10 protein-coding genes are annotated in these 14,273 nt (G+C 40.6%); 6 read left to right on the forward strand and 4 right to left on the reverse strand.

The features are described 5' to 3' along the window. The first annotated feature begins 2 nt into the window (after positions 1-2). The 4 genes from H5186_RS04200 (at position 3) to H5186_RS04215 (ending at position 6,584) form a co-directional block, all read left to right on the forward strand. A complete protein-coding gene (locus H5186_RS04200) occupies positions 3-1,247 on the forward strand; it encodes an exonuclease SbcCD subunit D C-terminal domain-containing protein (protein WP_149980347.1) in 1,245 nt (414 codons plus the stop codon). Further along, positions 1,244-4,885: an AAA family ATPase gene (locus tag H5186_RS04205; protein WP_182794158.1), complete on the forward strand. Its 3,642-nt coding sequence runs from the start codon at positions 1,244-1,246 to the stop codon at positions 4,883-4,885. Before H5186_RS04200 ends, H5186_RS04205 begins: the two co-directional genes overlap by 4 nt. Positions 4,886-4,894: 9 nt before the next feature. Continuing rightward, a complete protein-coding gene (locus H5186_RS04210) occupies positions 4,895-5,560 on the forward strand; it encodes a class I SAM-dependent methyltransferase (protein WP_182717327.1) in 666 nt (221 codons plus the stop codon). A 364-nt stretch (positions 5,561-5,924) separates the two neighbouring features. Beyond that, positions 5,925-6,584 carry a hypothetical protein gene (locus tag H5186_RS04215; RefSeq protein WP_182739343.1) on the forward strand — a complete coding sequence of 220 codons (660 nt, stop codon included), beginning with the start codon at positions 5,925-5,927 and terminating at the stop codon, positions 6,582-6,584. 74 nt (positions 6,585-6,658) lie between these two features. Here the strand turns inward: H5186_RS04215 and H5186_RS04220 are convergent, their stop codons facing one another. Together H5186_RS04220 and dgt are read right to left on the reverse strand one after the other, a co-directional pair. After that, the gene (locus H5186_RS04220; protein WP_182794159.1) at positions 6,659-8,176 is read right to left on the reverse strand and encodes a hypothetical protein; all 1,518 of its coding nucleotides are present in this window, start codon (positions 8,174-8,176) and stop codon (positions 6,659-6,661) included. A 74-nt stretch (positions 8,177-8,250) separates the two neighbouring features. Continuing rightward, the gene (gene dgt, locus H5186_RS04225) at positions 8,251-9,714 is read right to left on the reverse strand and encodes a dGTPase (protein ID WP_182794160.1); all 1,464 of its coding nucleotides are present in this window, start codon (positions 9,712-9,714) and stop codon (positions 8,251-8,253) included. A 203-nt stretch (positions 9,715-9,917) separates the two neighbouring features. Here dgt and H5186_RS04230 point away from each other — a divergent pair, with 203 nt between their 5' ends. Continuing rightward, positions 9,918-11,129 (forward strand): ectonucleotide pyrophosphatase/phosphodiesterase, encoded by a 1,212-nt coding sequence (locus H5186_RS04230; RefSeq protein ID WP_182717323.1) that lies wholly within the window; start codon positions 9,918-9,920, stop codon positions 11,127-11,129. Between the two features lie 112 nt (positions 11,130-11,241). Here H5186_RS04230 and H5186_RS04235 read toward each other — a convergent pair whose 3' ends face one another. Then, positions 11,242-11,985 carry a zinc-dependent metalloprotease family protein gene (locus H5186_RS04235; RefSeq protein ID WP_149980340.1) on the reverse strand — a complete coding sequence of 248 codons (744 nt, stop codon included), beginning with the start codon at positions 11,983-11,985 and terminating at the stop codon, positions 11,242-11,244. 56 nt (positions 11,986-12,041) lie between these two features. Further along, entirely contained in the window at positions 12,042-12,746 is a 705-nt protein-coding gene (locus tag H5186_RS04240) for a hypothetical protein (protein WP_149980339.1), read from the reverse strand. A 461-nt stretch (positions 12,747-13,207) separates the two neighbouring features. Here H5186_RS04240 and H5186_RS04245 point away from each other — a divergent pair, with 461 nt between their 5' ends. After that, a complete protein-coding gene (locus H5186_RS04245) occupies positions 13,208-14,209 on the forward strand; it encodes a RimK family alpha-L-glutamate ligase (RefSeq protein WP_182794161.1) in 1,002 nt (333 codons plus the stop codon). Positions 14,210-14,273 lie beyond the last annotated feature (64 nt).

A 14,273-nucleotide genomic window follows, 5' to 3' on the forward strand; every position in this document is an offset into this window, starting at 1 on the left:
ACATGAAAGTCTTACATACCTCAGATTGGCATTTAGGCCAACAATTTTACGAACACAATCGCTGCCAAGAGCATCAGGTGTTTTTCAGTTGGCTCATAGACACGCTCATCACACAACAAATAGATCTGCTGTTAGTCGCTGGTGATATTTATCACACAGCTACCCCGCCTGCTAGCAGTGAAAATCAACTCTACCAATTTATAAAAGATGCTAAAAAACACTGCCCTGCATTACAAATAGTGCTTATTGCCGGTAATCATGATTCTGCAAATCGCATAATGGCTGCCCAGCCGCTGCTTGCTCAGTTTGATACTCAGGTCGTAGGCCGTTTTGATGCGAATAGTCCAGCAGATGTGGTACTGCGTTTAAATAGCAACCCTGTAACAGCTCATATCGTTGCAATGCCATTTTTACGTGCCAGTGATGTTAGTTCACTTAGTCACACTGAAAACGGTCACGATTACGCTCAAGGCATAGCTAAGGCGTACCAGCTAAGTATTGAGCATGCGCTCATTGATAAGCCTGCAACAACGCCGCTAATAGTGATGGGGCACTTACATGCCAAGGGCGGCGATATCTCTAGTGATTCTGAGCGAAATTTGATAATTGGCGGAGAAGAATCAGTCACAGCAAACGTGTTTAGCAATCATGCTGATTACGTTGCCCTGGGCCACTTGCATAAAGCGCAAATAGTCGCAAAGTCCGAGACAATCCGCTATAGCGGTACACCAATGCCGATGTCGTTTTCAGAGCGCAACTATAAACACCAAGTATGTGTTGCTGAGTTTACAACCACCACTGATGATACGATTGCAGTGACTGTAAACCCCCTTTACATTCCTCGCCCAACAGAAGTGATTTTATTACCTGAAGGAGAGTGCGTACCTCTTGAACAATTATGCCAACAACTATCGAGCCTAGACCTAAGCCAATATAGCCAAGCTCCGTATGTAAGAGTAAAGCTTAGTGCAGGTGATACCGATACAACCTTTCGAGAGCAAATTGAAAAAGCACTAGAGAACAAAGAAGTGCGCTTTTGTGGCATAGAACGCGTTCGTCAGCAAAATAAAGAGCAGCGTTTAACTGTCTTTGAAGATTTAAGCCAAGTCGAGATGCTCAACCCGCAAATGTTATTAGAGCAAGCGTTTGCCAATAACAAAGACATGGCGGGGCAAGCTGTCCCGGATGAGCTAAAAACCCTTTTAAACGATGTAATAAGCGAACTTGCGGAGCAAGAACAACTATGAAAATAACCGCAGTACGCATCCATAACTTAGCCTCAATTGTTGACGCCGAAATCGACTTTACCAAAGCACCGTTAAGGGATGCTGGTTTATTTGCCATAACGGGCGACACCGGTGCAGGAAAAAGCACTTTTTTAGATGCGATTTGCTTAGCCCTTTATACCAAAACAGCTCGATTAAGAGGTGATAAAGGTAACTTAATAGATTTTAATGGCGACAGTATAAAGTTAAATGACCCACGTAACTTATTACGTAAGGGTAAATGGGAAGGTTTTGCCGAGGTCGATTTTTTAGGCCAAGATAAACAGCTCTATCGCGCGCGCTATACCATTCAAAGAACTCATAAAAAAATAACCGGCAAGTTAAAAGTAGCTGAGCACAGCCTCTATACTTTGCCAGACGAAACGCTAATAGCTGATAAAAGCAACACCATAAAAGAAGTCGAAAGTAAAATAGGGCTCAACTTTGAACAATTCTCGCGGGCGGTATTATTAGCGCAACATGAGTTTGCGGCATTTTTAAAGGCCACGGGTGATGAACGAGCCCAGCTTTTAGAATGCTTAACTGGCACAGATAAATTTAGCTTGATTGGTAAACGTATTTTTGAGCGCCATAAAGAACAGCTAAATAAACTCGAATTGCTCAAAGCCAGTTTAGCCAGTTATACCTTACTCACCGACGAAGAACTTGCCGCGAAAACTCAACTACTTGATGATTTAAAACAGCAAATTGAAGATACTACAAAAACCTTAGCTGGCATCGAGCAGGGTATAAACTGGTATAAGCAAGCCAATAGCTTAGAGCAAGCACTGAATCTAGCACAACAAAATCAACAACAAGCCAGTACAGCGCTTAAAGCCATTGCAACACAAAGTGAACAGGCTAAACAAGCGCAAAGTGCACTGGAAATTAAAGACAATCGCAATCGTTTTAAAAGCTTAACGGCGCAAAATAATGAACTAAATACCAAGGTAAATGATTTAAAGAGTATCGATCACGCGGCACTCATTACTGATCTTGCCAGCGCACTTGAAAAGCACAACGAGAGCTTGCAAACGGCGAAACAACAGCAAAAAAGCGCAGAACCAATCATTGCTAAAGCGCGTGAGCTCGACAATCAACTTGCGATGCAAACACAAACCATAACCAGCATTACAAGGCAAAATGAAAAAGAGCAAAAACAACTTACTCATTTACAGCAGCAATTTAAACAAAGCCAAGTAAGTCATCAACAAGCAAAAAAACATTCCGAGCAACACCAGCAATGGCTAACCCAGCATAGTCAACTAAAGCAACTAGCGAGTGATTGGAATTACTATCAGCATAGCTTCAATCAGTTTTTGCACGCTAAGCAGCAATTTGCAACAACGACTGAACAAAGTACACAGTTAGCAGCTGAGCTTATAAGGCAAAACGAGCAGCTGGAAACACAAACTAAAAAACTGACGCTAAGCGAACAAACACTTTTAAGCGAACAACAAAAGCTTGATCAACTCAACAAGCAACACGGCCAATTTAATATTGAGCAATGTGATGCCAAACTTAAAAGTATCGATTACTTAAAAGAGCAACGCGAGCGTTACAAACAGTTTAATCAAGAGCTAAAGCAAAGCACGCAACAACAAAGTGTTATTGCAAGCAAACTAAGTCAGGGCGAGCAAACACAAACAACGCTAACCCAGAACCTAGTAACACGAGAACAAACGCTTAAACACAGTGAATACGCACTAAATCAAGCTCGCTTGCGTGCCAGCGAAAGTGTCGAACATTTACGTGCTCAACTTACGCCAAATGAACCTTGTGTGGTATGTGGAGCAACCGAACACCCATTCGCAGATCAGCAATTAACTAACTTAATCGCTGCTTTTGAAAATGACTATAAAACTGCAAAACAGCACTACGAAAATGCCCTAGCAGAGCTTCACTCGCATCAAACTCAGCATGCTGTGCTCGTTGCTGAACACACACAACACAGCCAAGCGGTACAGACTGCACAGACTAAACAGCTTGAAATAAAACATACCATGCAAGCGGCCCGCACTGAACTTAATGACTTAACCTCAGAGCAATTGGAGGCCAGTTACATTGCGCTCAATGAACAAAAAACACAGTATTATGCAACACAAAAACAACAGCGCAACTTGCAAGAGCAGGTAAACCAACTGCAAAGTATCTTTAAAAATGAGCAGCAAGCTCAACAACAGTTACATACACGCCACCTTGAACTAAGCAATCAACAAAGCCAGCTCAATAGCAAGCTAAGTGAGCTAAGCACACAAATTAATGAGCTAACCGCGACCCTTGGTTCACAATTTCAAGAGGCTCAATTTTGGCAACAACTACAAAATAATACACTTGATTTAACTGAGTTAAACCAGCAAGTTGAGCAATATCAGCACAACCAAGAGCAGCTTGAGCAAGCGCAAAAACAACTCGATAGCGCTGACCAACAGATGCAGCAGTTTACACCGCTGATCAGTGATGCTGAGCTAATCTTAAAAAACCTAAATGATGATTTAGCCAAAGCACAGCAACAACATAGCAGCTCGCAAAGTGAGCGCTTAGCGCTATTTAATAATGAACACATTAGTGCTGACGACTACCAAACGAAGCTAGCTGCTCAACAAGAGCAATGCCAAGCACAGCTTCAGCACAGCCAAAAAGCGCACGATAACGCGATAAAACAACGCGACGAGCACGCGATAACGCTGCAAGGCCTCGAGCAACGGCTACTTGAAAATACGCAAGAACAAGCCGACCTCGATACTCGCTATAATCAATGGTTTGCTGAATTTAAAAGCCGCTACAGCGATGCAAGCCACGAACAGGTCACAATTTTACTAACACTAAGTAGCGATGAAATTAAAACGCATTTAAAGCAACATGAACAATTAGCGCAAGCTTTAATAGATGAAAATGCCGCGTTAAAGCAGCACAAACACGCTTACTTACAGCATCAAAACAGCGATAAACCTAAGCAAAGCCATGCTGAGCTTATTCAACAGTTAGCCAATTTAAACGATCAGCAAGCTGCTCAGCACAAAGCACTGCTTGCAACCAATACTGTACTTGAACAGCACAATCAAAACCGTCAGGCGCTGCAAGGCAAACAAACTGAATTGGCAACCGTGCAAAAACACGTCGAGCAATGGCATGTACTTAATAAAGTCTTGGGTGATGCAACGGGTAAAACCATGCGTAACTTAGCACAAACGCAAACGCTAAAAATATTATTACACTATGCAAACAGCCACTTACGAACGTTAAACAAACGCTATGAACTTACAGCTATTGAGCAAACCTTGGATATCGCCATTGTTGATAAGGACATGGCTGATGAGCAACGCTCAGTTAATACCTTATCCGGCGGCGAGTCGTTTTTAGTCTCGTTGGCACTTGCGCTGGGCCTTGCATCTTTGTCATCCAATAAAGTAAGTATTAACTCTTTGTTTATTGACGAAGGCTTTGGTACGTTAGACAGTGAAACATTAAGCATTGCCATGGATGCACTTGATTCATTACAAGCGCAGGGGCGCAAAGTGGGCGTGATCTCCCATGTATCTCAAATGACAGAACGGGTTGCTACCCAAGTTCATGTCGCCAAGAAACCTGGTGGCTATTCGACTGTTACAATTATTTAAGGAATAGTAATGCCAACATTTACACAAGACGAAGCAACGCAGTATGATTCTCGCATTCCTCGTTTAGTACCGGGGTATGAATTACTGCACAGCAGTACCGCAGCGCAACTACAAGCAACGCTCGGCGATGAAGCGCATATTTTGGTAATAGGCGCCGGTACCGGTAAAGAAGTCGCCCTCCTTGCTGCCTTGCAGCCTAAGTGGCATTTCACTGCACAAGACACCTCACAAGACATGCTCGATATCGCAAAGCAACGATTTGTTGAGCTTGGGATCAGCGAACGGGTTACTTTACACTTAGGCTCGCCATCCGAACTTAAACAACAAGCGGATGCCGCATTATGCTTATTAGTGATGCACTTTGTGGCAGATAACGGCGATAAAAAAGCCATGTTGCAAGCAATTAGCACACAGCTAAAAGCACATGGGCAATTATATTTAGCCGATTTAATGCGTCCAGAAACACTTTTTGAGCGTGATGCCCAATTGATACTCAGCAAACAATTAGGCTTAACTGAAACAGGGGTAGAGCGCATGCAGCATAATTTTGAGCATGAGTTTTTCCCACTTGATAGAATTCGTCTTGCCGACTTACTCGATGAAACAGGCTTCAATAGTGGCAAGTTGTATTTTAAAACACTTGGTTTTAGTGGTTATGTGGCACAAAAACGCTAAACGCAAACTAATAATTTACCTTTCACAATGCTCTATTACTTCCTAGACATGCATTAAAGCATTTTTAAAACCGTTTACCCAACGCTGGTTAACGGTTTTAATATTGACACTTTATTTTTCAATATATTACCCTAACCAAATAGATTCGTATTAGGTCTAATAAAACCACCATTACTTGGGATTGTGTATCATCCCACTAACAACAATGTACTGACACACTTAGAATCAATAATAATTTTTTCATGTGCTTTCAAGCCAAATATAAGCTTTTAACGGTTACCGTCTTATTTTTTTGTACCTATAAAGTTTGCAATAACAAAAAATAATGGTAGGCTGTAAGTTCATCTTTTACAGGACGTAACTAATGAAAAAATGGATTTTTATATTAATCTCCCTCAGTTTCAGCCCGCTATGTACTGCATCCGCTGTTTACTCCCCTTTGACACAACCGCAATTAGAACAACCTGACACAACACTATTAACTCGACTAGCTGATTTTTGTAATCGCAGAGAAAACATCACAACATCAACCGATAAAGACAGCTTCGCGAATATAATTGAATCACCAATAACAGCTGGTTTTTATCTACACTCATATAACAACACGGCAAAACAGACTGCATGGCGCAATTTTTATGAGTTGCCAGCGCGCTGTAAAACTAAAGAAAACGCCACCATTAATGCACTTTGGTGTACGGAGCATCAGCGAAAAAAACGCCAACAGTTTGAATTACAATGGCAAACAGCGGGCAACTTACAACGTGCCGAAGTACAACCTAATGATCATGTCTATGAAATCATCCTACCCAGAAAAGGCATGCAATCGATTAGTTTAGCTACTCAAAACGTAAAGTCACTCCCCCAAACAAGCTTATTACAACATGCTTCTTCATTAATGGGGATTGTCTGTATTTGTTTGTTTATTACCGTTGTGATTTTATTTTTTAGTTGGCGACATGCTAAAAGGGTGAAGCGGTTCGTAATCTTAACTCATACCAATAAAGTAATTTATAGCAGCAAGTAACAGCCCAGAGCAGGCTGCTACTAAACGAAATAGTCTGAGCTTTGGAGAATCAATCTCCAGCGACAATTAATAAATTAATCGTCGGTTTTTAACTGTTTTGCACGCTCTTGTGCTGCAATTAATTTGGCTGATTTTGGCACTGTTTTTTTCGGGACAATCGTCGGCTTTTCTTTTGAATTTGGATCCCAAGTAGGGTCGAGTGATAAATTAGCAAATGGGTTAGCTTTACTCTGATTTGGATCTGCTACAAATGCGCCAGATATATCATCTCTTTCATCGTGCTCTGATGCACTATGCTGCTCTGCTGCTAATTCATCGTTTAATGCCGCAAGCGCCTGTGCTATTTCATCATCACTGTCAGTTACCGTTAAAGTATCAGCTTGTGGTTGAACATCCACGGTCGTTGATAGCTTAACTTCCCTCATTTGCGAAAGGCCTGATGTGAGCACTTGGCCACTACTATTAACAGCATCCGAATGGACAATTTCATTTGCTACTTCATTCGTTGCGCAATGAATAACGTTTTCATCATCCATTTTAGGTAATTGCTCAGCTTCGCTATCGAGCTCTGTTGTGGTCGTTTGGTGTGGTTCTAAATTAGTATCAAGATCAGCTTTAACATTTATCGTCGCAGGCTTTATGACATTTTTAGGTTGTTGTGGCTTCTGACCTGGTAATGGCGCATCAGGATCAAACATACGCACTTCAGGCTCTTTAAAATCATGCTCATTTTTAAAAAGCCGCTGCGTTAGCTCAACTTTTACGTTCACATCGTCTGCACTTATCACTTCAGTTTGTGGAGTTGCAATGACTACTTGCTCTGCTATAACCGCTTTTTTTGGCGCAACAGTGGATTCGCTTGCTGCGGGCTCAGCCTTTGCGGGGGTTAATTTTGATACAGCGGCTTCTGTACTTGAAGCCTCATCAGTTGCAGGAATCAGCGGCGCAGTTTCAACTGCTGCTTTTTTGTTAGCCCGTAAGCGCTGCAGCAACATTGCAGCTAAGAGTAAAACTACTAACAACAGTAAACTTGGCATCAATAACGAATCCGACTCAGTGCGCACTGGTTCTGGGGCTGTTACCTTTATCGTCGCAGGTTCGCTTGTTATTACGGCTTCGGGTGTAGCGTCAACTTCATCATTGTTTTGCCCAAGCGGCTGTTCGACTGTGGTTTCTGCGCTGCTCTTTTGCTCAACTTCAATACTTTGGACATTCTCAACATTTTCAACAATTACAGACGCCTCCCTTTGAACTTCTGCTGGCTCATTTTTGGCTACTGACGAATTGCTGTCAAGGGGGTTTACAGTCGAGTTTTGCGTCTCTAATGTAGATTTTATTTTATTATCAACATGTGTTTTTGGTGCAATCACTACAGGTGCTGGTTGCGCTTGAGACGCTGCTGGAGGTGGGTTACTGCAGTTGTTTTTATAATCTTTTGCCGCATTTCGATAACTACGGCTACTTGTATTATCGCTGTATTGCTGCATTTGTTGTTTATACAAAATGCACATAGCTTCACTGTATTTAGCAAAGCTATTGAAACTAAAAGTAAATAAAATAAATAAGCAAAGTCGTAATACGTGAGCCATCATAAATCTATTAAACAAAATAACACAATAAACCCAGTTTAATAGTTGTGCGCAAATTTATCTAGCAGTGTGTTTTGCTAATCAATTACCATCAAGGTACGGTATTCATCGTAAGCAAATTGATCTGTCATGCCGCTGATATAATCTTGAATAAATCGACAGCGATAATAAAACTCATAAGCGAGTACATGATCGGGTTCTGCTTGCATCGCTTCAATGGCTTGTAAATAGCTATTTAAATGCTTTTTCGAAAGCTTTTTGAGTAACCGTGTTTCAATTAAGAAACGACCATCCCCTTTGAGCACCCGTTTAAAGTCATCATGACTTAGCAGCAGTAATGGCTTATAACAATCAAGTAATCCATTGATAATTCGATAGCCTTGTAATTCAAGTTTACCGACTTCCTTATGTGAAAACACATATTCAAACGCCACTTGTTTCAAAGTGGTGGTTATAGCATGTAAATGACTGCGGTCTTCTAACAAGGCTTGATTAAAATCACCATGATAAACCGCTTCAATATTATCTATAAAACGTTTGGCCGCATAATTAACCAGAGGGTGGAGTAGAGTTACCCGTAAATAAATAAAAAACTCGCTATTAAAGTTATAAGGTTGCTGAGCGGCCTTATCGAGGGCATAGTTAACTGCTTTTTCAACCACGTGCTGATGTTCTGCATCGTCAATAGTAAGATTAGTTAACACTTTTTGATAATGCTGTTTGAGTTTATCGCATAATAACTCAACAGTGATAATGCCCTTTTCTACGGCATCTTCAATATCAGCTAAGCAATATGAAATATCATCAGCCGCTTCCATTATATAACTGCCGGGGTGGCGACATTGTGGCTCTATCAATAGCTCTTTTTGCAATCTTTCAACAAAGTTTTTTTCACTGTAGTAAAAGCCTACTTTTTTCATCAAATAATTTTTAGTTCGCGGTATATCTTCTTTCGCCATACTTGCCGGACGCGTGTATTTTAGAATACCAGCCGTTTGGCTATAGGTTAAATTAAGTGATAATAGTGAGTGTACAATACGGATACCTTGCGCATTACCTTCAAAGTTACAAATATCTTGTGCTAAATGTTTAAATATTAAGCCAATTCCCGTGTGTGGATCGGCGCAGCGCTGAGGGGTAAGCGTTGCTAAATTTGCGTTAAACCAGTGATTAATCGCAGCTTCACCAAAATGACCAAACGGTGGATTACCTATATCGTGCATCAAGCAGGCCATTTCAACCAGACTTTCTAGCGGCCTCTCTAATCCTGTTAGGCCATATTCAGCTTGTTGTTTGGCCGTTAAATTCGCAAAGATGCGTTGCACTATAAAACGCCCAACTTGTTGTACTTCGAGAGAGTGAGTTAACCGCGAGCGTACCGCAGCATTGCGCTCCAACGGAAACACTTGCGTTTTTTGTTGTAAGCGGCGAATTGCAGCACTATTGATGATACGGCCACGATCGCTTTCTAACGCCATCTGTAAATTAGGGGTTGAGCGCAGCTCACGCGCTGACGTTATTTTTTTGCTGAAATCGATCATAGACGCTCCTTTTATTGTCTACTTTTAATCTAACAGCTTGTTTACTAAATTAATATCCATGACTGCTGTTCGCACATAAATTTATCTATTAATAATTATCACGGTCATAAAATAGCGGTACACTGCATATTAAACATAAGCATATCGTAACGTATTTGTTTATCTTCTGATTACCAATAATGCCCAACAAAGGTAGTAATACAATGAAGCCTATTTTAAGTTTTCTGTTATTAGCATTGCTCATTTATAGCTCTTTTAGCCACGCTAAAGACGATAAAAACTCTGCAAGTAATACCGTAGTACTTGTTTCTCTTGATGGATTCCGCTGGGATTACATCGAAAAACACGGTGCTAAAAATTTAGCCGCAATAGCTAAATCGGGAGTTCGCGCAACTAAAATGCGCCCGGTATATCCGACTAAAACGTTTCCTAATCATATATCTATTATTACAGGTTTATTGCCAATTAATCATGGCGTAGTAGATAACCGCTTTTGCGATACACAAAGAAATGAATGCTATAGCATGGGAAAAGGGAAAGACGACAGCACATGGTTCAACGGTATTCCACTGTGGAATTTGGCGTCGATGCAAGGATTAAAATCAGCCGCTTATTTTTGGCCAGAATCGGATGCGCGATTTAATGGCATGCTGCCGGATTACTTTTACCATTATTCAAAACACAGTGATTATCAAAATCGTGTTGATCAAATTATTCAATGGCTAACATTGCCAGCAGCGCAGCGCCCGCAATTAGTTGTTAGTTATTTTTCACTGGTAGATAGTATGGGCCATGAATATGGGCCTGATGCTGAGCAAACCAAGCAAGCGGTAAAAGAAGTAGATGTATTAATGGGGCAATTACAGCAACGTCTTAATGAACTAGAGCAAAATGTTAACTTAGTGATTGTCTCCGATCATGGTATGAGTACCGTTGAGCCAAACCAAAGTATTGCTATCAGCAGCTTACCGAAAGACGACAAGTTTATGGTTAAAAATACCGGACCGAGAGTATTGATCTATGCTAATAAGGGCACTACAAAAGCTGAGATCACAGCATATAAACAACACTTAACGAAAGCAGCAAAAGGGCGCTATACCGTGCTAAGTGATGAACAACGTAAGCTTTATCACTATGCTAACAATGGCCGAACTGGTGATATTATTTTACAAACCACAGCACCAAGAAGTTTTGCTGATACCGGTAAAGTAAGCTATTTAGGTACCCATGGCTATGCGTATAGCGAAGATATGGCGGCAACCTTTATTGCCAATGGCCCAGCATTTAAAAATTCATTAGTAATCGATGAAGTAAATAATTTAGATATATATCCACTTATTGCCAAAGTACTGGGAATTAAAGTGCTCAATGCAATCGATGGCGATGGTGCAACACTTTGGCCTGCTTTAAACTAACTAAGCTGATCTTTGAGTAATAAATCTATCATAATTAGGTTTGGTTTAATTAAATAATAAAAAGAGCGCAAATGCGCTCAAAAGGGAAAAAACTATGTACTAAAAATAAACGCTATTTAAAGTTAGCAATACTGTCTTTAGTGGCATTTACTGTACGCCATGCAAACGACTCACCAGTTACACCATAGGGGATACCATTAACATCCCAGCTAGGGTTAGAAAAGTAATCGTATTGCGTGGCACTTCCAAACACATGAGGGTACGCCATAATACTGGCAAACTGATTTTGTACGCCATGGCCCATACCATCAACATAAACACCACCGGCGGTATCGCCTTGCTTACGAGAGTGCGCTAAGCCTTGATTGTGGCCCAATTCATGTACGAAGGTTGTTGCTCCACAATCTACCGCTGTAATGCTGTACATACTGTTACTTACTGAGCTATATAAATTGCCGTTACTGCCACTGCCAACCCACGCAATACCACACGAAATTAAGTTACTGCCAGCGCTTTGACCGGTGCCAAGTACCGCGACCATATCAGCACCCCAGCTATTGCGTAAGCCTTGAATATAGCTACTGTTAGTGACTGAATTTAACCAGCTACTTGAAGGTGTAATCGCATGATTTCCTAAGTTTTCGCTACCAACTAATCGAAGCGTAATATCAATACCATTTTGACTGTAAACCTGGTTACTAAAGGCAATATACTGGTTAATTTTAGTATTAATGTTTGCAGTGGCAGCCGCCGCTTGATCTGTATATAAAATCGCAATATCAATTGTCGCAGCGTGGCTAGTTGCTGTCATACCTAATGCACAAAATGCAGCTAAGGGAATTAGTCGTTTATTCATGTTAGTTCCTTTTTGGTTGTGTTTATTGCCTTATAAAAATTTATTTTGCTAAATTTCTATAAATTATTACCCGTAGGTTTTGGCGCAAATGGATCTTCACCATTACTTGGTTGAGGGGTTGGTTGTTTCGTTACTTGATGTTCCATATGATTTTTATAAAGATCTCGCTTTGCCGCAAGCCAACCATATTGACCTTTACTTTCAAATACATAATTACCGCTTGGTGCAGTTAATTGACCATATATAGCGTCTTCGCCAATAGTCATTACGGTGGTGTGAAATCGCCCATCAGCACCAAGCACTCGGCCAAAAATACTTTTATCACCATTGCTTGCTGCAATAATATTAGTCACCTCTGCACTAAAAGTTTCAGCAGTTTGTGGAATAGCTAGATCAAAATTATCACCTTGCTTGAGCTTTCTGAGCGCCACTAAATCGAACTCGATATAAGCTTCGTTATGTAAATCTGTAGGCAATAATCCTGAGGCTTTGAGAACTTGCTCTGCTTTCTCTGAGAGACGATTAATAGCATCAAATTCATCATACGTTTGATCTACTACAGCTGGCTGTGTAGCTGACACACTTGGCAACGATATATCAGCTGATACTTTAGCGGCTAGCTTCTTAGGCGCTATACCCGATAACTGAACGTCACTCGCAGCAACCGAATGGGTGACATTGCTTTCTTTGTAGATAACAAACTCATATAGCAAAAAAGCGCTGATCGGAACGACAATTATAAATGCAATAGCCCTTTTCATTTGTCTCTCTTTTAGATCTAAAAGTTAATATATTGTTATTTTTACATCAGAGTAAATTAAAGCGCAAGCATAAATTTGTTACCGAAAATAAAAACAGTCTTTTTAAATATTTATCATATTAATCTTATGGTTAATAATTTCATCAAACAAAACCTATTAAAAGCTAACTTTCCCCCTCATAACACAACCTTTTAAGTTAACATTAACTTATCAATTATACCTTTTACAGTTACATACTTTATTGCAATAAAAAAACACCGACTATTGATTAACCAAAATGAGATCTGAAAAATAATATTATCGTGACGATAAAATTTATTTGTTTTACTGCACATCAGATGAACCTCATACTCCGCGTCTTTTGCCGCAGACTCTCATCATCATAAGTGACTGTGAACATCTATAACGTAGTGAGCCTATTTTTTCTGTGAGCTGCGGATCAATACTCAAGAGGAAATACCATGCGTGGCTGGATCATTTATAAAGACAGTGCTGGATTACTAAAACAAGAGACCTACGAAGTAGAGCGTTTACTGGCCGCAGCAAAAGAAGAAGGTATCGATTTACAAGTTTTCTCTCCCGATCAATTTGATTTAACTATCACCCGCGAAGATGGCAAAAGCATTCTAATTGACGGTGTAACCACAACTTTGCCTGACTTTGTTATTCCTCGCATGGGCGCCAGCACCACCTATTTTGCACTAGCAATTATTCGCCATCTCGAGCGACTAGGGGTGTACTGCGTTAATAGCTCACAATCAATTGAGACGGTAAAAGATAAACTGTTTGCACAGCAAATTTTAGCTGAGCGTAACTTACCTACACCAAATACTATGCTGGTAAAATTTCCAGTAAATATCGACTTAGTAGATAGGCAAATAGGCTTTCCAGTGGTGATTAAAACACTTTCAGGCTCGCAGGGCAGTGGCGTATTTTTATCAAAGTCAAAAAGCGAATTTGACGATTTAATGCAATTAATTGAAGCCGCCAACCCGCAAGCTAATATCATCTTGCAACAGTTTGTTAAATCTAGCCATGGTCGTGATTTGCGAGTACTCACTATTGGTGGCCGTGCTGTCGCATGTATGGAGCGAAACTCTGGCGGTAAAAACTTTAAAGCGAACGTGAGTGCAGGTGGCACTGGTAAACCGCACCCAATTACTCCAGAGATTGAATGGTTAGCTACACAAACAGCTAATGTACTCAATTTAGACGTTGCTGGTATTGATTTATTATTTGATGATAATCACTTTAAAATTTGCGAAGCAAATTCAAGCCCTGGATTTGAAGGCTTAGAAGCTGCACTGGGGATCAATGTGGCTCGTGAAATCTTGCATTTTATTCGCATTCGCTTGGGTATTTTTGACCGCCCAGAGAATTTAAGCTTAGCCTTCGATGAAGACAGTAAAGATGTGATGGAACAGCCAACTCCAAGCCCCAAATTAAGCGCTGTAGTACAGTAAAATTTTAGTCGTAAATAACGACTATTGCTTTGTATACTAAGCTGTCATTGGTGACGTGTGAAAA

This window comes from Pseudoalteromonas sp. SG41-2, assembly GCF_014164535.1.
GTDB lineage: Bacteria > Pseudomonadota > Gammaproteobacteria > Enterobacterales > Alteromonadaceae > Pseudoalteromonas > Pseudoalteromonas rhizosphaerae.